This window comes from Nocardia pseudobrasiliensis NBRC 108224, assembly GCF_001613105.1.
Lineage (GTDB): Bacteria > Actinomycetota > Actinomycetes > Mycobacteriales > Mycobacteriaceae > Nocardia > Nocardia pseudobrasiliensis.
The window spans coordinates 1-21133 of sequence record NZ_BDBS01000045.1; the positions used below are offsets into that span (position 1 = coordinate 1).

Genomic DNA, 21133 nt, shown 5'->3' on the forward strand with positions numbered 1-21133 from the left:
CCAGCTCGGCGCAGACGGCGTCGACATCGCGGGGCGGGGCGGCATTCACCGCTGCGGTCTTCCGAACCAGCGCAGCAGGGCCTGCGCGACGGCGTCGGGGGCCTCACGATGCGGAAAGTGACCGACGTCGTCGAGCAGTTCCGCCTCGAATCCGGCCGGGAAGCGCTCGGCCATCCCATCGAGCGCGGCCGGTGCGACACAGCCGTCGGCGCGACCGTGAATCGTCAAGGTGGGCACGGTGATCCGGGTCGCGCGGACCTCCGGATCCGCCTCGTCCGGCCCACCCCAGTCCCAGCGGTTGCGGTAATAGTCCAGGGTCACCGCGATCCAGTCCGGATTGTCGCTGGCGCGCAGGGCCGATTCGATCTCATCGGGACCCGGCTGCCAGGTCGGCGACCACTCCCGCCAGATGTGCCGCACGAATTCGTGCCGGTCCGCGGCCAGCAGGCGCGGACCCATGGGCGTATTTAAAAGCCATTGGTACCAATACATCTGGGCCTGCCGCACGGAGACGATCGGCTCGGGTACGGTCGGCGCCCACGGCGCGGCCAGTGTGGCCAGGCGGTCGATCCGTTCGGGGGCGAGGATCGCGACGCGATAGGCGGTGCGCGCGCCCCAATCGTGTCCGGCCAGGTGGAAACGCGGCCAGTCGAGCGCGTCGGCCAGCGCCAGCAGATCGTCGGCCAATTCCGTCAGCCGTCCCCGGCGCGGCGCGGCCGGGTCGAGGAATCGGGTGCCGTCGAAGCCGCGCAGCGCGGGAACCGCGACCCGGAAACCCTGCGCGGCGAGTTTTCCGGCGATCCCGTCCCAGCCCGCGGGACCGTCGGGCCAGCCGTGTACCAGCAACACCGGTGTCCCACCGGTCGCCCCGTATAACCGCACCTCGACCTCGAGCCGCGGCGTCCGAACCGTCAGATGCTCCATCGAGCCCCCGAAATCGTCGCCCGCCCCCATCGCTTTCGAACAGAAGCAACCCTACCGCGAATCGCACACCCCCGCTCGGCGAGCACGGCGGGCCGGGGGTGTCGAATGCGCAATACTGGATATTCGGTGCCTGACACGCAACGAGAGAGGCGGTGCCCGGATGTTCAAGACCGGCGTGGAGAAGATGGTGCGGTCGCTGCTGGACAACGGTTCACGGCTGCAGGCGCCAGCCGTCGCTCGGTATGTGGACAACCTGCGCCGCAAACACCCCACCGACAACCCCGCGCAGCTCATCGCCCGGCTCGAGCGGCGCTTCGTATTCATGGTGACCGCGAGCGGCACCACGGTCGGCGCGATCGCCGCCGTCCCCGGCATCGGCACCATCCTGTCGCTGTTCGCGATGACCGCCGAGACGGCGTTCTTCCTCGAGGCCGCCGCGGTGTTCACCCTGGCCGTCGCCGCGGTGCACGGCATCGTGCTGGAGGATCGCGAGCGTCGGCGCGCGTTGGTACTCGGCGTCGCGCTCGGCGAGACCGGCATGCGCGCGGTGGAGCAAGGCGTCGGGAAGTCCGCGAAGAACTGGCCCGATCTGCTCGCCAACAAGATCCCGGGCATTCGCGGCATGAACGACGGGCTGATGAAGCGGTTCGTGGTCCAGCTGATCACCAAGCGCGCGGTGCTCATGTTCGGCAAGGTGCTGCCCGCCGGGATCGGCGCGGTCGTCGGCGGATTCGGCAACCGGGTGATGGGCAAGTCGGTGGTCGGCAACGCCCGCAAGGCCTTCGGCCCCGCCCCGGCCGCGTTCCCCGCGCCGGGCTCCGACACGGCCGTGCCGAGCGCTCTGACCAGCTGAGGACCGCCCCCGCCGGTAGGCCACAATGGCACGATGGATGCCGCGACCTGTGTGTTGGCCAAATTGGGCGAGATCACGCTCAAGGGCCGCAATCAGCGCTGGTTCGAGAACGCGCTGATTCGCAATATGCGCCGCGCGATCGGCGTGCGTCGGGTCGACATCCGCCGCCGCGGGGGCTTTCTCATCGTCTCCGCACCGCAGCTGGAATCCGCCGAACTGACGCGACGTCTGCAACAGGTCATGGGCCTGAACGTGGTGCAGCCCGCGGTGCGCGTGCCATTCACCGCCGAGGCCGCGGCCGAGGCGGCCGTCGAACTGCTGCGCGCCCGCGAGGGCGAGACCGCGCCCACCTTCGCCGTGCGAGTTCGACGGCGCGGCAAGAACTTTCCGCTCACTTCCGATGAACTGGCCGCCTACGTCGGGGCACGGATCTGTCGGGAATTCGGCTGGCCGGTGGATCTGCGGTCCCCGCAACTGCCGGTGGTGGTCGAGGTCGATCCCGACGAGATCTTCGTCTCGGTGGATCGCCTACCCGGACAGGGCGGGCTGCCGGTGGGCTGCACCGGACGGGCGCTGGTGCTGCTGTCCGGCGGTTACGACTCCCCCGTCGCGGCCTACCGCTCGATGCGGCGCGGATTGCATTGCGACTACGTGCATTTCACCGGCGCGCCCTACACCGATCCCGCCTCCACCTACAAGGCATACGCCCTCGCCTACCGGCTCGCGCGCTATCAACCGCGGGCGCGCTTGCACGTGGTCCCGGTCGGCCGCGCCCAGAAGGCCCTGGCCACCTCCGGATCCGGGCCGCTGCAGACCGTCGCGCAGCGCAGGCTGTATCTGCGCGTGGCCCAGCGCCTGGCTCGCCGCCACAACAATCAGGTGCTGGTGACCGGCGACAGCCTCGGTCAGGTCGCGAGCCAGACACTGCCCAATCTCGCCGCCACCGACGGTGCGTGCGATCTGCTGGTGCTGCGCCCGCTGATCGGCTGGGACAAACAGGAGATCATCGCCGAGGCGCGGCGGATCGGCACCTTCGACATCTCCGCGCTGCCGGACGAGGACTGCTGCCGGTTGTTCGTCCCGCCCGAGGTGAGCACCCGCGCCACCCCGGCCGAATTGGCGCGGGTCGAATTCCGCGCCGATATCGACACTCTCGTCGAGGACGCGCTGTCGCAGGCCTACGACATCGTGGTCGGGCCGGCTGCGGGTCAGCGCGCGCCGATCGAGGCCCTCGGCCGGATCGGATAGGCGGTGTCCGGATGGCCGATGCGCTGCTGCAGCACTCCGGCCAGCACATTGCCCGCACCCTTCAGCCACACCGGCCAGGTGTCCGGCTCCATGGCCATCGAGGTCTCCTCGCGAATCTCACAGCCCCGCTTCATCGCTACGCCGGAGAAGCGGTCCTCGAGCCACAGCAGTACGCGCGGCGCGGCGAGGGTCTGCAGTATGAGATGTTCGCTCAGCGAATCGCGCACATATTGCAGGCGGACCTCCGGATCGCGGCAGTAGTTCTCCTCCACCAGTCGCTTCATCGGTGGTTCCGGGGCGAATTCGTCGTTCTTGGTCTGATAGAGCAGCGTCGGGATATCCGGCGCCGAATGTCCCAGCGAGACCTTGTTGAACACCGACTTGGCCACGGGGTCGTCGAGCGGATTCGGAATGTCGAACAGGCTCTCCAGATTCATGAACGGCAGCATTCCGGCCGCGAACAGGCACAGCGAACGATGCGGCACGCGCAGCGCCTTACCGGCCGGGGTCAGATGTTCGTCGAGATACCGCGCGAGTTCGGGATATTCGCGCGCGACACCGAACAGGCCGCCCAGAATCAGTCCCGAACCCAGATTGCCGCTGGCATTGAGCACCGTCGCCCTCAGATCGGCCTGCCCGCCCCCGGACGCGGCGCCCACGATCTTCAGCTCCGGGGCGTAGGCGGCATGCAGTTCGGCGGCATGCGTCGTGGCGATCGCGCCGCCGGAATATCCGGCCATTCCGACCTCGGTGTCCCTGCCCGGCAAGCCCATCGGCTCGAAATTCTCCGCGGCGCGGATACCGTCGAGAGTGATCCGCCCCTCCAGCGGTCCGGCGGCGAAGGCGGTATTCGGGCCGTCGTGATCCGGAATCGCCACCGCCCAGCCCGCGCCGAGCGCGGTGATCGGGCCGACCAGGAATTCGAAGGGCACATCGAACTGTCCGGTCACATTGCCTGGAATCGACCCCTGCTGCAGCACATACGACGGCGAGCAGTACCGCGCCCCGGAATCCACCGGGAACTGATACGACAGCAGATTGCGCGGCTTGCCGCCGTTGTCCCCGCGAGGCTTCATCACCGTGGTGACGGCCGCGATCGGCTCACCGCGGGTGTCGGTCGACCGATACGACAGCTGCCACGAATCGATATTGAACGGAACCGTCGAGTACAGGGCCAGATTCACCTGCCGGGCCGCGATGATCTCCCCGGGCTGTTTGGCGGCCACCACATCCGCGGGCGGCTCGTAGAATTCGGGATCGAATTCCGGCGGACTCGGCGGCAGCGGGAACGGCCGCGCGGGTTGCACCTCGACGGCGGGGGCGTCGCCGTCCGAGGTCGGTTCACCCAGGGCGGTATTCGCCGAGGCGGTGATCAGCAGACCGGTCGCGAGCACACCGACGAGACTCGGCAGCAGCCGACGCCGGGACGACACCGTGACGCTCATTCCACCCTTCCCCTACCTGACCGGTAACCGCGAAAAGTGCCTCGAGCAGCAGTTTCGAATGCTACTGCGCGAGGCACTCCACGTCGGTCACGCCACGCCAGGGGTCAGCGGCGGCTGCCGATGGGCTGCTGCAGAAGACCGCCCAGCAGGGTGTTCACCCCCTGCAGCCAGACCGGCCAGCTCGCCGGATCCAGGGCCATGGAACCCTCCTGGTGGATATCGCAGCCGTCGGGCACGGGCACCCCGTCGAAGCGATCCTTCAGCCAGGTCAAAACCCTTGCGATCGAGACGATTTCGAGGCTGATGTGTTCACTGAAGTTGTCGCGGACATAGGTCACCCGCGCCTTCGGATCCTGACAGTACTTGTCCACCAGCCGATTGACCGGACCGACGGGAGCGAATTCGTCGGGATTGGACTGGTACAGGAACTCCGGCATATCCGGTGTCGAATGCCCCAGCGAGATCGCGTCGAATACCTTGGCGGGCACCGGATCGTGGAACGGATCCGGACTGTCGAACAACCCCACGATGTTCACGAACGGCAGGATGCCCGCGCCCCACAGGCACAGCGAGTTCTTCGGCCAACCGAACATGGCCTGGCCGAAGCCGTTCATATGCTGCTTGAAATACGCGTCGAGTTCGGGGTACTCGCGCGAGACGCCGATCATGCCGCCCATGATCAACGCCGAACCGAGATTGTTGTTGGCCAGCGCGATCGTGTCCCGCAGATCCGGCTGATTACCACCGGCGATCGCGCCGACGATATTCAGATCCGGTGCGTAGGAGGCATGCAGTTCGGCCGCGTGACCGGTGGCGATGGCCCCACCGGAATATCCGGCGATGCCCACCTTGGTCGCGCGACCGGGCAGCCCCGCGGGGGCGAAATTCTCGGCGGCACGAATGCTGTCGAGGGTGATCCTGCCCTCGAGCGGACCCGCGCCGAAGGCGGTTTTGGGGCCGTCGTGATCGGGCATGTTGACCGCCCAGCCCGCACCGAGCGCGGTCAACGGGGCGACGAATTCGAAGGGGATGTCGAACTGCCCGGTGATCGTGCCCGGCACCGACGCCTGCTGCATCACGTAGGAGGGCTGGCAGTACTGGGCGAGCGAATCGGTGGGGAACTGATACGACAGCAGATTGCGCGCCTGCCCGCCATTGTCGCCGCGCGGCTTCATGACCGTGGTGACGGCCGCGATGGGTTCGCCCCGGGTATTGGTCGACCGGAACGACAGCTGCCAGGCGTCGATATTGAACGGGATCACCGAATAGAAGGCCAGATGCACCTCGCGCGCGGCGATGATCTCACCCGGCTGTTTGGACGCGACCACCTCGGCGGGCGGATCGTAGAAGGCCGGATCGAGCTCCGGCGGGGACGGCGGCACCGGGAACTGCAGTGCCGGTTGAACTGGGACCGGTGGTGAATCCGCCGCGGCTACCCCCGATTGCACAACGGCTACGACGGATGCCGCGACAAGACTTATGATCAACGGCCACCGACGACGCGGTGCCGCGCGAAACTTGGTGACGCTCACTTCGACCTTCCTGGACCGGCCGCGTACGGCCCGGAAGGAGCCCGCACCGCCGCGGTTATGCGCTATCAGCAAACAGCACAAGCCGGTTTCAGCGGTACCTGCAGACACATGAAAATGATCAACGGGGCTTATGCATTTTGCATAAGCCCCGTGGAGGGTCAGCGGACAGGGTCAACCTTCGAACGACGCCGCGGCCAGGTACGGCCGACATCCCGGGCCGTGCCCCGCATGCACTACCAGCAGGAAATGCGCCTTCTCCGGGGACAATCCGATGGGCTCGGTCGAGCAATCACGGTACTGCGCGAGCCACAGATCGGTCATCCCTGGTGCGGGCTGCACTGTCTCGATCATCTGCACCACCCCGGTCCTTTCGTCGGTGGCGATCGGATGGAACTTCGAGTGACAGCGGAATTCCCACCGGGGAGCCGAATTACACCGGTGGAATCATCCGGCGGTGCGCCGGGCCAGCGCGGCCACGCGCAGACCCGCCAGTACGGCATCGAATCTGGATACTTTGGTTTCGCCCCGACGCGGCCGCGCGGGATAGGGCCGCAGATCGGGTTCGATTTCGGCGCCACCGAGAAGGCGCCGGGCCCGCTCGTGAGCGGAAGTGCAGGAGTTGATCGAGGTCGACGTCATGGCCTTACCCTCCTGAGCTGGGTCCGCAGCCGGACCGCCCTGTCCCAGGATTACCCCGATTCGTCGGAATTCAATCGGACACGCCCACTGCGAGCCGCCCGGCCGACCAGCCACGCCACCAAACCCGCGATCACCGCGATCACCAGCAGCGTCACCAGCTGCCCGGCCCATCCCCCCGGTACCCAGTCCAGCACCCCCCACAGCTGTGACCCGTGCCGATCGAACAGCCGCCGCACCCCCGCCTGCACCTCGACCGTCATATCCGTTCCAGTCCACCGAGGTTCGAATTCCTACCCTCTCGATTCTGGAAAACCCGACACCCTCCACACATCGCCCACCGGTCGCGACCGGGGTCATCCTCCGGTCGCCGCCGGGTCCTCCTCGATGCCTAGGGGTCCATAACGGTACGGCCGAGCTTTGGCAACGCCTCGCTGCTCCATGGCCTCGAACACGCTCACGACCGGGCGATTCTCATCACTCGGCCGGCACGTTTCGAACCGGCGTGCCGGGTTATACGCCTGTTACCGAACACAGTCGCACCACGAAGGGAACTCGAAGATGACGGCCAACCGTTACGACGAGTCTCGGACGAGCAAGGACAGCTACGACGACATCGAACCCTGGTTCGACAAGCTCGCCTCCCTCGACGCCGACGATCCGCACCGCGCCCAATTGCGTGACGAGATCATCGGCCGCTGCCTGCCCTTGGCCGAGCACATCGCGCGGCGCTTCGCCGGGCGCGGGGAATCGTTCGAGGACCTGCTGCAGGTGGCCCGGGTCGGAGTGGTGCTGTCGGTGGACCGCTTCGACGTGACCCGCGGAGCCAACTTCCTGTCGTATGCGGTTCCCACGATCATGGGCGAGGTTCGCCGGTACTTCCGCGACAGCACCTGGGCCGTGCGAGTGCCGCGTCGGCTCAAGGAAATTCAGCAGCTGATCGGCCCGGCCACCGAGAAACTGGCGCAGCGCCTGGGCCGCATGCCCACCGCGCGCGAGCTCGCGGCGGAGTTGGAGGTCGAGGTCACCGAGATCACCAACGCTCTCGTCGCCTCCAACGGCTATCGCACCGATTCACTCGAGGCGAGCGTGGACGACGGCGAGGAGACCGCGAGCTCGCTGCGCGAGACCCTGGGCGATGTGGAGCCCTGCTACGAACTGCTCGAGCAGGCGATGGCGGTGCGACCGCTACTGGCCGAACTGCCCGAGCGCGACCGCCGGGCGCTGATCCTGCGCTACTTCGAATCGAAGACCCAGGCCCAGATCGCCACGGAGCTCGGCGTCTCGCAGATGCACGTCTCACGCATTCTGGCGAAAACCCTGCGCACCCTGCAGGCCCAGGCCCTGGAGGCGCCGCGCTCACGACAGGCCGCCTGAATGTCACCGATCTCGGGAGGACCCCATGTCGAATCTCGCACCGGCGCGCTGGTCGCTGTCCACGACCGTGGCGCTCGCCGCCGCGCTGACCGCGGGCGCGGGTAGCGCCGACGCGGCCGAACCGACCGTCATCGGCGGCGGATCGGGCATCGTCATCGCCAACACCATCGAATGCACGCTGACCACCATCGGCCACGACAATGCGGACCGTCTGGTGGGCCTCACCGCGGGACACTGCGGCGAACCGGGCCAGAGCGTGGTGTCGGAAACCGATCCGAACGCCGGGATCATCGGCCGGATCGCCGCGAACAATCACGAACTCGACTACGCCGTCATAGATTTCGACGCCGACCGGGTCGCGCCGTCGGAGCGGGTCGGCTCGGTCAGCATCACCGCGGTCGGCGGTCCCGCCCAATTCCCGGCGACGGTCTGCAAGAAGGGCCGCACCACCGGCACCAACTGCGGCGTGGTCTGGGGCGACGTCTTCGCCCGCGGCACCGAGACCTGGACCCAGATGTGCGTGCTGCCGGGCGATTCCGGTGCGCCCGTGGTGGTCGGGACGACCCTGGTCGGCATGGTCAACGCCTATCTGGCCGTCGGCTGCGTCGGACCCGAGGTGGGCACGACCATGTCCGCGATCCAGACGGATCTGGACGCGAACAACGGTGTCGGCGCGGGCTTCCGGCCCGCCCTCGGCGCCGAACTGGGCGTACCGCCCGCAGGCGGCAGCTGATCGGTCAGTCCTCGACGAGCGAATTCCAGAAGGCCGTCTCGAAGACGTGCAGCGTCCGCGCCTCGTGCAGGGCCTGTTCGGGATCGTCGCCCGCGCGCAGCCCCTGCGCCACGACATCGGTTGCCTGCTCGGCGAATCCGGGTGGGCTGGCCGCGAAGTAGCGGAAGAAGCCGACCTCGTCCTCGCCGAGGCCGTAGCGGGCCACGAGCGCGTCCGCGGCCCGCGCGCAGTAGCCGCCCCACTCGTCGAGATTGGCGAGCATGGCCAGCGCCGTCCCGCTCGCGCTGCCCACCAGCGCGCGCTGGGCGATATAGGCCGGATATGCCTGTGCCAGCGGCCGGGGGCGATAGGTCCGCAGCCACTGCTCGTCCAGCCCCAGCCCGGCCCCGAATCCCAGCAGCAGCCGCAGCGCCCCCGATTCCCCGCCCGCCAGCGTCAGAAAGAAATCCGCCGCGGGTGGATCGGGATATCGCGTGACGAAGTGCGCGAAGCTGCGCAGATCGCTGCGGACGATGTGATACTCCTCTCCCGCAAGCGAATTCAGCCGCTCCCGCGGCAGCTCGCCCGCCTCCAGCAGATCCAGGAAACGATTGGGCGCGGCGGTGATCTCCGCATATGCCCGCTGAACCAGTTCCTTCGCCCGTGCCGCCGAATCGTCCATACCGGCATTGTGCGCGCCGAGCCGCCGATCGAACAGTCCCGCGCGTCCTTGGCAAGGGACACAACGTCATTCGCGTCGAGTAGTAGGGTGACCGGCATGTCGCAGAGCTTCGTCGAGCGGGCCGGTCGAATCGTGGACGCCATCCTGGAGGTGGATCCGGAGGGCGCCGGTTGGGCGGGCGACCACCGGGCCGACGATCGACTGCCCGACTGGTCGCCCGAGGCCGTGCGCGCGCGGACCGCCATGTTGCGCGAGGCCTCGCATGCGCTGGCCGAGGTGGACCCCGACGACCTCGACGCCGAGGACGCGGTGGATCTGGCGCTGCTGCACCGCGAGGTCGACGCGCGCCTGTTCCTGCTCGGCGAGATCCGCGAACACGAGTGGAACCCGTTGCTGCACAACCCCGGACCGCTGCTGTACAACCTGCTGGCCCGCCCCTTCGCCCCACCCGAGCAGCGGCTGGCGGCGCTGTCGGCCCGGCTCGAGGCCGTGCCGGACGCGCTGGCCACCGCCCGCGCGACGCTGACCGAATCGCCGCGCGTACACGTCGAAACCGCCATCGGTCAGTTCGGCGGCGTGGCCGCGCTGATCCGCGATCAGGTGCCCGCACTGGTCGCCGAGGTCCCGGGCGCGAAGATCGACGCGATCGCCGCGAACGCGACCGCCGCCCTGACCGAGTTCGTCGACTGGCTGCGCGCCCGCGTCGACACCTCCGACCGCGATCCGCGCTTGGGCCGCAAACTCTTCGAGGCCAAACTCTGGCATACCCTCGACAGCGATTTCGGAGCCGACGAGGTACTGGCCCGCGCGCACCGGCACATGGACCGCGTCACCACCGAGATCCGCGCCGCCGCCGGTGAATTGCTGGGTGTCGCCGATCCCGACGACGCGACCGTCCGCACCGCCCTGGACCGGCTGGCGGCCGACTATCCGAGCAACGATACGGTCATCGCCGGGATCCGCACCGCCCTCGCCGAGGCCGAAACCTTCGTCGCGACACACGATCTGGCCACGCCGGTGCCCGACGAACTGGTGGTCCAGGAAATGCCGGAATTCGCCCGCGGCGTCGCGGTGGCCTACTGCGATCCGGTCGGCCCGCTCGAAACCGCGGACCTGCCAACGTTCTACGCCATCTCGCCCACCCCGGCCGACTGGCCGGCCGAGCGCGTGGCCTCGTTCTACCGTGAATACAACAACCACATGCTGCGCAATATCACCGTGCACGAGGCGATGCCGGGCCACTTTCTGCAGCTGGCCCACGCCCGCCGCTTCCGCGGCTCGACCCCGGTCCGGGCGCTGTGCGCCAGTGGCACATTCATCGAGGGCTGGGCCGTGTACACCGAGGAGCTCATGTCCCGGTACGGCTTCGGCGGCCTGCCGGTGCTGCTGCAGCGGCTGAAATCGCATCTGCGCATGACCGTCAACGCGATCCTCGACCACGGCGTGCACTGCACCGGGATGACCGAGGCCGAGGCGATGAATCTCATGCTGCGCCGGGGATTCCAGGAGGAGGGCGAGGCGGCCGGTAAATGGCGGCGCGCCCAGCTGGGTTCCACTCAGCTGTCCACCTACTTTGTCGGTTACTCGGAAATGTCCGAGATCGCGGCGGACCGGCCCAGCGGTATCCCGTTGCGGCAGTGGCACGATGCCATGCTCGCGCACGGATCGCCCTCTCCCCGACATCTGCGCAGGCTGCTACTTCCCGAGCGCGACTAAACGGTCAATCAACACGCCGCGGACATTACCGGCAAATCGAATAACTAATGATTTGCTCTATTAATGCGATCGATCGCGAAATTGGCCATTGCGGCCATGGCGGTGTGCGCTCTGTCGGTCTGCGCCGGTCCCGCTTCGGCGGATTGCGAGGCAGACTGTTCCACCGAAATCGCCTCCGACGAGATCACCGAGGACATCTCCTCGAGTACCTCCGGTCTGGCCCTCGCCGTTCCGAACATGATCGGCATGAGCGTGGGACTGGTGCTGCCGCTGTTTCGCCTGGCGCCGCAGACCATCGCGCGTTTCATCGTGCCGCCCGACCAGTTCGACGCCTTCGACAACATCATCACGCGCGAGAGCGGGTGGAACACCTTCGCCATCAACCCGCACTCCGGCGCCTACGGCCTGCCGCAGGCGCTGCCGCCGGAGAAGATGTCCACGCACGGCATCGACTGGCCGTACAACCCGGTCACCCAGATCCGTTGGGCCTACGACTATATGAACCAACGCTACGGCAGTCCGAACGGAGCCTGGGCATTCTGGCAGGCGCACGGCTGGTACTGACGCGATGAGCTCGACATACCGGTAGTGCCGCCCGGTAACGATTGTGACCCCCCGCGCGCGCCTGGCAGAATCGAAGAGAGGGTTGCGAGCACCTGACTGCTGCTGCCCGTGGAGTTGTGTCCCCCGCGGGTGTCGGGCTAACGAAAGGCATCGGCCATGTTCGTGCGTGTGTTCGCCCTGTCCGTCATAGTCACTGTGTTGTCGCTGGTGGTCGCGCTGATCTACGGCGGACCCGAGGCGCTGGTTCTGGCCGCGATCCTCGGCGTGCTCGAGGTGTCGCTGTCATTCGACAATGCCGTGGTCAATGCGTCTGTCCTGCAACGGATGAGCAAGTTCTGGCAGCGCATGTTCCTGACCGTCGGCGTACTCATCGCGGTCTTCGGCATGCGGCTGGTCTTCCCGCTGCTCGTCGTGGCCATCACCGCACATCTGGATCCGGTGAAGGCCCTCGAGTTGGCGCTCAATCCGCCGCCGGACGGAATGGCCTACTTCTCGGACGGACGACCGAGTTACGAAACGCTGCTCAACGAGGCCAATCCCAAGATCGCCGCCTTCGGCGGAATGTTCCTGCTGCTGCTGTTCCTGAACTTCGTCTGCGCCGAACGCGAGACGACCTGGCTGTCCTGGTTGGAGCGCCCGCTGGCCCGGCTCGGCCGGTTCAACATGTTCACCACCATCGTCTCGCTCATCCTGCTGGTGCTGGTCGCGGGCTTCGTCGCCCCGGACGACAAGGCCGATGTGGTGATGGTCGCGGGCGTGCTGGGCATGGTCACCTACATCCTCGTCGACGGGCTCGGCGCGCATTTCGACCACGAGATCGACGAGGAGGGCCGCGCCCCCTCACCCGCCGCGGTACTGGTCGGCAAGGCCGCGTTCTTCACCTTTCTCTACCTCGAGGTACTCGACGCGTCGTTCTCGTTCGACGGCGTGATCGGCGCGTTCGCCATCACCGCGGATCCGATCGTCATCGCCCTGGGCCTCGGCCTGATCGGGGCGATGTTCGTCCGGTCGATCACCGTCTATCTGGTCCGCAAGGGCACGCTGTCGGAGTACGTGTACCTCGAGCACGGCGCGCACTGGGCGATCGGCGCGCTGGCATTCGTCCTGCTCTATTCGACCGGCCACCACATCGACGAGATCACCACCGGCCTGCTCGGCGTGGCCATCATCATCGCGGCCTACCTGAGCAGCGTCGTCTACAACCGGCGGCATCGCTCGCCGAACGGCGAGCCCGCCTCGGATATCGAACTAAGCGCGCCCCCACGCGAATACGTCGGCCCGGCGCAGTAACGCGCCGCTAACGCGTACGGTCGATCACCCCGCGCAGATACGCCGCCTGCCCGGCGTGCTGCAGATCGTCGGAGATCACGCTGACCAGCCGCACGCCCAGCGTGACGGGCGGATCCCAGCGACGGTCGACGACCCGGGGCAGATCCGCGTCGGTGAGCCCCTTCAGGAAGTCCAGGGACTGCTGATGCACCGCGTCGTAGTAGCCGGTGAGCAGTTCGGCCGACGCGGTGATCCGCCCGACCTCGGCCGCGCTGTGGCCGTAGCCGATATCGGCCGGATCGACCGGCAGGGCGAATCGCTCGAACCAGCCCTGTGCGGTCCACACCTGTTCGACGCCCGCGACCTCGGCGACGTGGTCGTCCTGCACTCGGGCCAGATGCCAGATCAGCCAGGCGATGGAATTGGCCTCCGGGTCGACCCGATAGGTCAGCGCGTCCTCCCCCAGGCCGTCGACCGTATGGTGGACCACCTGGCGAATCCGCTCGAACGCATCGGTCAGCACCTCGGCGCTGGTCATGAGTCGCTCCCTCCCATGAAGTCGTCGTCTGCGCCCCCGACGCTACTCACACCCACCGACACATTCGCCAATCGCCCGATCATGGCCAGGGCCGCGGCGCTGTAGGACCGGCTGGCCGCGGCCGGGCGGCGGGCCGGATAGTTCGATCGATGCGTCACCACCACGCCGTCGGCGCTGATCACGGTCGCATCCACCACGGTCGCAACGCAATTGCCGCCCGCCTTGGCGACCAGATCCACCACCACCGCGCCCGAGCCGAGGGCCGCCAGCCCCGCCGGATCGATCAGAATCGGCGCGCGCGAACCACGCCGGGCCGCGGCGCACACCACCAGATCGGGTTTGGTATCGCGGATCCAATCGCGAATCAGCGCCGGATCACCCACGGCGTTCGTCCGGAAATCGCAGGGCCCCAACGCCGTGACCATCGCTCGTTGCTCATCGCGATTGCCGACCACCACCGGCGGCTCGTCCCCGCAGGCATGCGCCGTCTCGAGCGCCGAACGCCCGGCCTGCCCACAGCCGAGCAGCAGCGACCGGATCGGCCGTCGATGCGCGGGAACCAGCCGCCGCCCCGCTCGATACGCCACACTCCCGGCGATGCGGCTCATGGCGGTCAGCGCATCCGCCGCGGGCAGCTGCCCCGGCGAAACCGATTCGAAGGCAACCGATTCCACCCCCAGCGCGCGCAGGCTCGCGATCTGCGCGGCCCGATGGATGGGATCCTGGAAACCGACCAGGGTCAGCCCCCGCCGACGCGGCATCGACTCCACCGGGAATACCGGCGGCTTCACCCACGCGACCAGATCGGCGGGCGCGAACACCTCCGCGCCCGAGCCGACCAGCCGGGCACCGGCCGCGCGGTACGCCGCGTCGTCGAATCCGGCGTATCCACCCGCCCCGGACTGCACCACGACCGCCACATCCGCCGCGGTCAGCCGCCGCACATCCGCGGGCACGAGCGCGACCCGCCGCTCCCGCGCCGCCGTCTCCCGCAGTACGCCCACGATCACGGCAACACCACCGAATCCACCTCCGCCAGATCGTATTCGGCCAGCGCGGCGGGGTAGGTGAGCCCGCCGGTGAGCCGTTCCACGAACCGCTCCAGCCGATCGAACAGCTCATCGGTCAGCGCCCGCGACTCCTGGCGCGGGGCCTTGCGCGGCGCGAGCACATTGAGCCGCACCCCGCGCCGCGGCGACCCGGTGCGATCCAGGGCCACGCTGTCGACCCCGGCCGCGATCAGCAACAGATCCTCGAGGACCGCCCCGGAGTGGATGCCCGCGGCGTCGAGCATCGGCTCGTCGAACACCACCGTGAGGAACATGCCCTCGGCACGGCCCAACGGCCGCAGCGCCTTACGCCCCTGCCGCCGCTCGATCCCGTCGATCAGCTCGAGCGATCGGACGAGTTGCTCGCGCATGATCTTGCGATTGTGTTCGAAGTAGCTCTCCGGGGTGTGCTCGATGACCGCTCGTGCCAGATGGGTGGTCTCGCGTTGGAAGGCGACGGTGAGCCGGGATCGAATCAGATCCAGCCACTCGGAATCACCGGTGCAGGCCGCACCGATCTTGCACGGCCCGAAGGCGTTGTATCCCTTGGAATTACCGGTGATCGTCAAGACTCGGTCGTAGAGCCGCACCGGCCCCGCGTCGGTGGTGACCTCGAGCGCCGCGATGGGCAGATGTTCGGCGACCATCTGATCGAAGGCCATATCGCAGATCACCCGCGTCCCCGCCGCGGCCAGTACCCGCGCGACCTCCAGCAGCTGCTCCCTCGAATACCGCGCCACCACAGGATTACCCGGCAGCGTCAGCGCCACTCCGCACAGCTCGCCGGAGCGCCGATACCGATCCAGACATTCCGCCAGCGCCCGCGGATCGATCGCGAAGCGGTCGTCCGGAGTCGCCGGGCAGGTGACGATCCGCAGACCGGACTTCTGGATGTGGATGGCCGCGCTCTTGTAGAAGCCCTCGGGGCAGACGATTACGCCGCCCGGCCGTGCCAGCGTCGCGACGGCCTCCTCCAATAGCACCGTGCTCGAATACGGGCATACGACGACCTCATCGGGCCGCACGGCGTCCAGCCGCCCGAACAGCTTGTGCGCGGCCAGTTCCCGCAGCGCCAGGGGCTGGCGCTTGTCGTAGAGCCGTCCGTCGGCGTACTCCGGCGGCGGTTCGGTGTGCAGCAGTTCGCCCCACGCCCGATCCAGGGCGCTGGTGGCGGCGGCGTCCATCGGCAGACCGGTCTCGCCGTGATAGGCGTCGATGATTCCGGAGTAGACCCGCCCGCCCGTGCCCTCGAACAGCGACCGCGGTGCCAGAGCGCGGCGCACCAGCCGTTTACGCACCTCCGACCGATCCGACAGCGCCCGGATGTCGGCGACCATGTGATCCGAGCTCACGACTGCCCGGCTTCGACAACCGGCTCGCCGGGCGCGGGGATGCGCTCCCACGCGTGGGCGAGGGCATCGCGGAACAGGTCCCGGCAGTCACCCTGCGTGATCCGCTCGAATTCGGACAGCGGCGGCGCGCCCGCGATATCGCCGACCACGATCGCCGAACCGATCTGGCGCAGTTCGTACAGCTTCTCGAAGCGCCGGATCGCGAAGGCCACATCGTGTTTGAGCACCGAGAAGCGGGTGGCGACACGGGCCTGACGCGAATAGTCGTACTCGCCGACGCAGACATAGCGATCGTCGACGATCAGCATGCTCTGGGCATTGCGCGCGTGTTGCCGTTTGACCAGAACGGTTTCCACACCCGAGCGCGCCTGCCACCACAGCTTGTCGTCATAGGGCCAGACGTCCTCGATGCGATCCAGCACATACATGCGGCGCACCTGGACCTTCGGCTCGTGTACATCGTCGGCCAGCCGGACGATCGCCGCGTGGTAGTCGTCGCCGACGTCGCCGCCGATGGTGCCCAGATCGGCGGTATGTATCGCGCGGATGGACAGTTCGGCCTGTTCGAGAATGGTCAGCCAGTCATTGATGGTGTTCCATTCCCACACCGTCGCGCTGCGCGAGGAGATCTGGGCCAAAATCTCCTCGGCCCGGTCGAGCTGCCGGGAGGCGATCAGCCGCAGCGGTTCGATGTCCTCGGTCGAGGTTCGCGCATCGATCACGCTCTGCGCGATCGACAGCACCCGCTCGACCACATCCGGATCCTTGCCCAGCAGGATATTGAATCGCATGCGCAGGTCGTAGTGCCCGCCGGAGGTGTCGGCGGCGGTATCGTGCACGGCCGCCATCGGAAGTTCCTCGCCCAGCGCCGAGCTCAACCGTTCGCGCAGCGATAGCGGCGGGACTCTCGTCCCGTTCTCGATCTGCTGAATCAGACTGCGCGAGCAGTCTGCCTTTTTCGCGAGAGCGGCCTGCGTGTACCCCCGCTCCGTGCGGAGGCGGCGCACCAGTTGACCGATCGGCTCCCCACTCGCATGCCCAGAGAGTGTCACGGTGCCCGATTCTAGCCACAGATATGCCAGCGCGTGTCAATCAAATAGCGTGCCAAACTTTTTGGGGGCAAACCGCCCATCGACGGGTGATTGTAGCGATACACCAATCGGCTTCAATGCGATCCGCCTCGCCCAAATGCGCAGGCATCAGCATCATTTCGCGCATTGATCTCCCGACCCCGGGCTCAGTCGCGACAAAATGTCGACATTATGACTCACAGTAGGCATTTCGGCCACAAAAATATCCCGATGTGGCACTGCGCTTACATTGACACTCGGGAGCGCCGCTTTCTAGCATTTAGTGACGGCCATTGCTTCTCAGAGCTCGATGGCCTCGACAACCGAGGAGGGGCCCGTCCCATGGCACTCCGGATCACCGCCTGGTTGATCACCAGCGATCTCAGTCCCGAATTCGCGCAGTACCTACCGACCGCACAGAGCGGCGTCTGGACCCTGAGCTGGTTGCCCGAGGCCGCGCTGACCCGCGACCAGGCCATCAGCGGCATGGTGCTCGACGAAACCCTCAGCGACCCCAGGCTGGTGCACAACGGCCTCGCCTGGGAGCTGGCCGCCTTCCGCGCGGCAGAGCTGGGAATCACCCTGGAGCGAGCCCTGATTCGCCTCTACGGCCGCATTGTCGCCCACGCCGGAGACGGCGAACCCGAATCGTCCCGGGGGGACGGGCCCGGCCGGCCGCTCATCGCGGTCGGCCGGGTATGACCCGGTCCCGTCACATCGCGGGCAGCTGCGCGCCCTGCACCACTTCGATATCCAGCTCTATCCGCACGGTGGTCCCGACCGCCGCGACCCCGGCCCGCACGATCGCGTTGTAGTCGATGGCGAAATCGTTGCGGTGCAACAGTGTTTCGGCGTGGAAGGCGGCGCGCACCCCGCCCCACGGATCCGGTCCGAACCCGCCGTAGGTCACGTCGAGTTCGATCGGCCGCACCTGCCCGTGCAGGGTCAGCTCGCCCGGCATGGTGAAGGTATCCGCCCCGGTGCGATGAAATCCCTTGGCCGCGAACGAGATCAACGGATAGCGCTCGGCGTCCAGGAACTCCGCGGAGCGCAGGTGATCGTCACGCATCCCGATTCCGGTATCAATACTCGCCGACTTGATCTCCGCGAGTCCGCTGGACTGCTCGAAACTTTCGGCGATGTCGAGCCGCCCGCTCACCTCGGCGAACCGGGCCTTGATACTGGCGATCCCCAGATGCCGCGCGGTGACCTGCACCGTCGAATGCACCGGATCGATGGTCCACGGCCCGGGCGGCGGGGTGGCGATGGCGCCCGCCTCGGGCTCGAGCACGACATCGCCGAGCCGCCCGGAACCGTCACCGGCCACCCGGGCGATCTGCGCGATCGGCCGGAAGCCGGGCGCGGTCACCACCGCCGTGTGCACACCCGCGGGCAGCGGCTCGGTGGCCGCGGCCCCGGTCGCGTCGGCCACGGCCCGCGCCAGCTGCCGCCCGCTCGAATCCGTCACCGTCAGAACGGCATCCGGCACCGGCCAACCCTCGGCGGTGTGGATGCGCGCGGTCAAACCACTCATTGGAACTACCCGCTTACGCCGTCGTTTCCTCGTAACCCAGCCGCACGTCGTGGGTGATCTCGCCGCCGGCCACGGTGACCCGGCTGGTCGCGGGCGGATAGCCACGGGCCACCACGGTGTACTCACCCTCGGGCAGATCGGTCACCACATAGTGTCCGCTCTCATCCGTCCGCGCCGTAGCGATCACGTCACCGTGCCGGTCGAGCACCGCGACCTGCGCGTCGGGCACCATCCGGCCCTCGGCCCACGCGGACCCGGTCAGCACCGTCATCGGCACGAGGTCGACGTCGTGGCGTAGCAGGCCGCTGTCGGGCACCGTCAATGTCGTTGCGCTGGGCCGCATATGGTCGGCGACCGCCACCAAAGTGTAGGTGCCCGACACCACGCCCTGGCAGACGTAGGCGCCGTCCTCGCGGGTGACCGCCGCGCCCACGACCTCGCCGCGCAGGTCGGTGAGGGTGACCGTGGCCCCGCCGATCGGCTCGCCGGTCCCGGCCGAGCGCACCACGCCGGACAGCTCGCCCGAACCGAGCAGCGTGATGTCCAGCGCCTGCGATCCGTCGCCGATGCTCACATTCACCGCGGCGGGCTGATGGCCACCGGCCGACACGATCAGCACATAGTGTCCCGAGGCGGGCGCGCCGATCCGATAGCCGCCGTCGTGACCGCCGGTACCGCGCGAAACCTGATGTCCGCGTTGGTCGATCAACGTCAGCGCGGCCCCCGGCACGGGATGTCCGTCCTCGCGGTGCACCCGCCCGCCGACCAGATGCGGCAGATCCTCACCCTCGGGATATCCGGCCGATTCGGACTCGGCCAGCTGCGCCACCGCACCGGAATACGCGGCATTGCCGTTGGTGGCCATCGGCGCGCGCGCGGCCACGGGCACGGCCGTCCGCGCACCCGCGGTCACCCGCGCGTGCCCGTTTCCGATCTCGTTGCCCGCCAGGGCGAACCGGTCGCCGGCGTCGTGACCCACGGCCGCGAATTCGGGTTCGGGCGTCCGGGTCCGCGCGGGCTCGTCCGGAGCCTTCGGCGCGGCGGCCGGTGCGCCGGAATCCTGCAGCGGAATCTCCTTCATGAACGACAGCACCAGCGTCGCCAGCAGCGCCACCGCACCGGCCGCGTAGAACACCCCGTGCAGCGAGTTGGTGAAGCCGATCAGAATCGGCTCCTTCACCTGTGCGGGCAGTTCGGCCAGACCGCTGGTATTGCTCTGCAGCTGGCTCAGCTTCTCGGTGTCGAAACCGGGCGGCAGCTTACCGCCGAACGCGTCGACGATGCGGTGCGGCAGCAGATTGAACAGGATGGTCAGGAACACCGCCACACCCAGCGTGCCGCCCATCTGCCGGAAGAAGGTGGCCGATGCGGTCGACACACCCATATCCGAACGGGGACCGGCGTTCTGGGCCGCGATGATCAGCGTCTGCATACAGCCGCCGAGGCCGAAGCCGATCACGCCGCTGTAGAGCAGCGGCTGCCACAGCGCGCTGTCGAAGTGCACCTGGGCGTAGAGCAGGGTGCCGACGGCCACGATGAAGGTGCCCAGCACCGGCAGGAATTTGTAGCGTCCGGTGAATCGCGTGATCTGCCCGGCGATCTGGGAGCCGAGCATGATGCCCAACACCATCGGCAGCATCATCAGACCGGCCTTGGTCGGCGAGAAGCCGCGCACCACCTGCAAATACAGCGGAACCATCGAAATGCCGCCGAACATCGCCACACCGACGATGAAGCCGCCCAGAATGGTGACGCTGAACGTGGAGCTCTTGAACAGCCGCAGCGGAATCAGCGCCGCGTCCTTCATCACGTACTCGACGAACACGAACAGCAGCAGGCCGATGACGCCGATCGCGTAGCAGACCAGCGCCTTACGCGATTCCCAGCCCCAGCCGCGGCCCTGTTCGGCGACCACCAGCAGCGGCACCACACAGATCGCCAGTGCGATCGCGCCGAACCAGTCCACGCGATGGTTCTGCCGCTGATGCGGGGTGTTGAGCACCCGCGCCACCACCAGCAGCGCCAGCGCGCCGATCGGCACGTTCACCAGGAACACCCAGCGCCAGCCGTCCAGACCCCACAGGTGGTCGAAGCCGGAGAACCAGCCGCCCAGCACCGGACCCAGCACGGTCGCGCTGCCGAACACGATCATGAAGTAGCCCTGATAGCGCACGCGCTCTCGGGCCGGGACGATATCGCCGATGATGGTGAACGCCAGCGACATCAGGCCACCGGCTCCCAGGCCCTGGAAGGCGCGGAACCCGGCCAGCTCGTACATCGAGGTGGCGAAGGTGCACGCGAACGAACCGGCGACGAAGACGCCGATCGCGATGAGATAGAACGGCTTACGGCCGTAGATGTCGGCGAGTTTGCCGTACAGCGGGGTGCTGATCGTCGCGGTGATCAGATACGCCGTCGTCGCCCATGCCTGCTGATCGAATCCGTGCAGGCTGTTGGCGATCCGCACGATCGCCACGCTCACGATGTTCTGATCAAGGGCGGCGAGGAACATGCCGAGCAGCAGTCCGGACAGGATGGTCAGGATCTGCCGATGCGACAGTGACGTGCTCGCACCCGCCTCCAGGTTCGGCGGCTGCGCTGCCGCCGGTGCCTGGGTGGTCGAATTCGTCAT

General features: G+C 67.7%; 21 protein-coding genes. 8 read left to right on the forward strand and 13 right to left on the reverse strand.

Translation table 11 applies throughout. The features are described 5' to 3' along the window. Positions 1-45: 45 nt before the first annotated feature. The gene (locus tag NP4_RS30900) at positions 46-924 is read right to left on the reverse strand and encodes an alpha/beta fold hydrolase (protein WP_169813832.1); all 879 of its coding nucleotides are present in this window, start codon (positions 922-924) and stop codon (positions 46-48) included. A gap of 160 nt (positions 925-1084) precedes the next feature. Here NP4_RS30900 and NP4_RS30905 point away from each other — a divergent pair, with 160 nt between their 5' ends. Together NP4_RS30905 and thiI are read left to right on the forward strand one after the other, a co-directional pair. Then, a complete protein-coding gene (locus NP4_RS30905; protein ID WP_068005494.1) occupies positions 1085-1777 on the forward strand; it encodes a hypothetical protein in 693 nt (230 codons plus the stop codon). 33 nt (positions 1778-1810) lie between these two features. After that, positions 1811-3025 (forward strand): tRNA uracil 4-sulfurtransferase ThiI, encoded by a 1215-nt coding sequence (gene thiI / locus NP4_RS30910; RefSeq protein ID WP_068005496.1) that lies wholly within the window; start codon positions 1811-1813, stop codon positions 3023-3025. On the opposite strand, the gene NP4_RS30915 is transcribed toward thiI, so the two are convergent. The 5 genes from NP4_RS30915 to NP4_RS30930 all read right to left on the reverse strand — a co-directional run bounded on the left by NP4_RS30915 (position 2986) and on the right by NP4_RS30930 (position 6901). Then, a complete protein-coding gene (locus NP4_RS30915) occupies positions 2986-4470 on the reverse strand; it encodes a lipase family protein (RefSeq protein WP_068005498.1) in 1485 nt (494 codons plus the stop codon). The genes thiI and NP4_RS30915 overlap by 40 nt on opposite strands. A 104-nt stretch (positions 4471-4574) precedes the next feature. After that, positions 4575-6002 carry a lipase family protein gene (locus tag NP4_RS30920; protein WP_082876369.1) on the reverse strand — a complete coding sequence of 476 codons (1428 nt, stop codon included), beginning with the start codon at positions 6000-6002 and terminating at the stop codon, positions 4575-4577. 171 nt (positions 6003-6173) lie between these two features. Further along, positions 6174-6353, reverse strand: coding sequence for a hypothetical protein (locus NP4_RS41285; RefSeq protein ID WP_147288080.1), 180 nt, complete (start codon positions 6351-6353; stop codon positions 6174-6176). Positions 6354-6446: 93 nt separating this feature from the next. Beyond that, complete coding sequence (locus NP4_RS30925; protein WP_068005501.1) at positions 6447-6641, reverse strand: hypothetical protein; 195 nt, start codon at positions 6639-6641, stop codon at positions 6447-6449. Positions 6642-6691: 50 nt separating this feature from the next. Continuing rightward, entirely contained in the window at positions 6692-6901 is a 210-nt protein-coding gene (locus NP4_RS30930; RefSeq protein WP_068005503.1) for a hypothetical protein, read from the reverse strand. Between the two features lie 298 nt (positions 6902-7199). On the opposite strand from NP4_RS30930, the gene NP4_RS30935 reads away from it, so the two are divergent. Further along, the gene (locus NP4_RS30935) at positions 7200-8015 is read left to right on the forward strand and encodes an RNA polymerase sigma factor SigF (RefSeq protein ID WP_068005506.1); all 816 of its coding nucleotides are present in this window, start codon (positions 7200-7202) and stop codon (positions 8013-8015) included. Between the two features lie 25 nt (positions 8016-8040). After that, positions 8041-8748, forward strand: coding sequence for a chymotrypsin family serine protease (locus NP4_RS30940; RefSeq protein ID WP_068005508.1), 708 nt, complete (start codon positions 8041-8043; stop codon positions 8746-8748). Positions 8749-8752: 4 nt separating this feature from the next. Here the strand turns inward: NP4_RS30940 and NP4_RS30945 are convergent, their stop codons facing one another. Then, positions 8753-9409: a thiaminase II/PqqC family protein gene (locus NP4_RS30945; protein ID WP_068005511.1), complete on the reverse strand. Its 657-nt coding sequence runs from the start codon at positions 9407-9409 to the stop codon at positions 8753-8755. Positions 9410-9505: 96 nt separating this feature from the next. On the opposite strand from NP4_RS30945, the gene NP4_RS30950 reads away from it, so the two are divergent. From NP4_RS30950 to NP4_RS30960, 3 genes are all read left to right on the forward strand, one after another. After that, positions 9506-11125 (forward strand): DUF885 domain-containing protein, encoded by a 1620-nt coding sequence (locus NP4_RS30950; RefSeq protein ID WP_068005513.1) that lies wholly within the window; start codon positions 9506-9508, stop codon positions 11123-11125. Between the two features lie 63 nt (positions 11126-11188). Further along, on the forward strand, positions 11189-11689 hold the full coding sequence (locus NP4_RS30955; protein ID WP_174556189.1) for an aggregation-promoting factor C-terminal-like domain-containing protein: 501 nt from the start codon (positions 11189-11191) through the stop codon (positions 11687-11689). Positions 11690-11845: 156 nt separating this feature from the next. After that, positions 11846-12979: a DUF475 domain-containing protein gene (locus tag NP4_RS30960; protein ID WP_068005516.1), complete on the forward strand. Its 1134-nt coding sequence runs from the start codon at positions 11846-11848 to the stop codon at positions 12977-12979. A gap of 7 nt (positions 12980-12986) precedes the next feature. Here the strand turns inward: NP4_RS30960 and NP4_RS30965 are convergent, their stop codons facing one another. From NP4_RS30965 to NP4_RS30980, 4 genes are read right to left on the reverse strand one after another with little or no spacing between them, the layout of a single operon-like run. Beyond that, the gene (locus NP4_RS30965; protein ID WP_068005518.1) at positions 12987-13496 is read right to left on the reverse strand and encodes a mycothiol transferase; all 510 of its coding nucleotides are present in this window, start codon (positions 13494-13496) and stop codon (positions 12987-12989) included. Then, on the reverse strand, positions 13493-14506 hold the full coding sequence (locus NP4_RS30970; protein ID WP_068005520.1) for a Rossmann-fold NAD(P)-binding domain-containing protein: 1014 nt from the start codon (positions 14504-14506) through the stop codon (positions 13493-13495). The genes NP4_RS30965 and NP4_RS30970 overlap by 4 nt, the downstream gene beginning before the upstream one ends. Then, a complete protein-coding gene (locus tag NP4_RS30975) occupies positions 14503-15897 on the reverse strand; it encodes a pyridoxal phosphate-dependent aminotransferase (protein WP_068005522.1) in 1395 nt (464 codons plus the stop codon). The genes NP4_RS30970 and NP4_RS30975 overlap by 4 nt, the downstream gene beginning before the upstream one ends. Beyond that, entirely contained in the window at positions 15894-16949 is a 1056-nt protein-coding gene (locus tag NP4_RS30980; protein WP_082876370.1) for a helix-turn-helix domain-containing protein, read from the reverse strand. Before NP4_RS30980 ends, NP4_RS30975 begins: the two co-directional genes overlap by 4 nt. Positions 16950-17309: 360 nt before the next feature. On the opposite strand from NP4_RS30980, the gene NP4_RS30985 reads away from it, so the two are divergent. Beyond that, positions 17310-17669 (forward strand): hypothetical protein, encoded by a 360-nt coding sequence (locus NP4_RS30985; protein ID WP_068005526.1) that lies wholly within the window; start codon positions 17310-17312, stop codon positions 17667-17669. Positions 17670-17679: 10 nt separating this feature from the next. Here NP4_RS30985 and NP4_RS30990 read toward each other — a convergent pair whose 3' ends face one another. Both NP4_RS30990 and NP4_RS30995 read right to left on the reverse strand, forming a co-directional pair. Further along, on the reverse strand, positions 17680-18501 hold the full coding sequence (locus NP4_RS30990) for a YceI family protein (RefSeq protein WP_068005528.1): 822 nt from the start codon (positions 18499-18501) through the stop codon (positions 17680-17682). Positions 18502-18514: 13 nt separating this feature from the next. After that, a complete protein-coding gene (locus tag NP4_RS30995; protein WP_068005530.1) occupies positions 18515-21133 on the reverse strand; it encodes an MFS transporter in 2619 nt (872 codons plus the stop codon).

Excerpts from the sequence above, each read along its gene's own strand:
- NP4_RS41285 (WP_147288080.1), bottom strand. The coding sequence starts at position 6,353 with ATGATCGAGACAGTGCAGCCCGCACCAGGGATGACCGATCTGTGGCTC.
- NP4_RS30935 (WP_068005506.1), top strand. The coding sequence starts at position 7,200 with ATGACGGCCAACCGTTACGACGAGTCTCGGACGAGCAAGGACAGCTAC.
- NP4_RS30965 (WP_068005518.1), bottom strand. The coding sequence starts at position 13,496 with ATGACCAGCGCCGAGGTGCTGACCGATGCGTTCGAGCGGATTCGCCAG.
- NP4_RS30940 (WP_068005508.1), top strand. The coding sequence starts at position 8,041 with ATGTCGAATCTCGCACCGGCGCGCTGGTCGCTGTCCACGACCGTGGCG.
- NP4_RS30925 (WP_068005501.1), bottom strand. The coding sequence starts at position 6,641 with ATGACGTCGACCTCGATCAACTCCTGCACTTCCGCTCACGAGCGGGCC.
- NP4_RS30945 (WP_068005511.1), bottom strand. The coding sequence starts at position 9,409 with ATGGACGATTCGGCGGCACGGGCGAAGGAACTGGTTCAGCGGGCATAT.
- NP4_RS30990 (WP_068005528.1), bottom strand. The coding sequence starts at position 18,501 with ATGAGTGGTTTGACCGCGCGCATCCACACCGCCGAGGGTTGGCCGGTG.
- NP4_RS30915 (WP_068005498.1), bottom strand. The coding sequence starts at position 4,470 with ATGAGCGTCACGGTGTCGTCCCGGCGTCGGCTGCTGCCGAGTCTCGTC.
- NP4_RS30995 (WP_068005530.1), bottom strand. The coding sequence starts at position 21,133 with ATGACGAATTCGACCACCCAGGCACCGGCGGCAGCGCAGCCGCCGAAC.
- thiI (WP_068005496.1), top strand. The coding sequence starts at position 1,811 with ATGGATGCCGCGACCTGTGTGTTGGCCAAATTGGGCGAGATCACGCTC.
- NP4_RS30900 (WP_169813832.1), bottom strand. The coding sequence starts at position 924 with ATGGAGCATCTGACGGTTCGGACGCCGCGGCTCGAGGTCGAGGTGCGG.
- NP4_RS30955 (WP_174556189.1), top strand. The coding sequence starts at position 11,189 with ATGCGATCGATCGCGAAATTGGCCATTGCGGCCATGGCGGTGTGCGCT.
- NP4_RS30950 (WP_068005513.1), top strand. The coding sequence starts at position 9,506 with ATGTCGCAGAGCTTCGTCGAGCGGGCCGGTCGAATCGTGGACGCCATC.
- NP4_RS30905 (WP_068005494.1), top strand. The coding sequence starts at position 1,085 with ATGTTCAAGACCGGCGTGGAGAAGATGGTGCGGTCGCTGCTGGACAAC.
- NP4_RS30985 (WP_068005526.1), top strand. The coding sequence starts at position 17,310 with ATGGCACTCCGGATCACCGCCTGGTTGATCACCAGCGATCTCAGTCCC.
- NP4_RS30960 (WP_068005516.1), top strand. The coding sequence starts at position 11,846 with ATGTTCGTGCGTGTGTTCGCCCTGTCCGTCATAGTCACTGTGTTGTCG.
- NP4_RS30930 (WP_068005503.1), bottom strand. The coding sequence starts at position 6,901 with ATGACGGTCGAGGTGCAGGCGGGGGTGCGGCGGCTGTTCGATCGGCAC.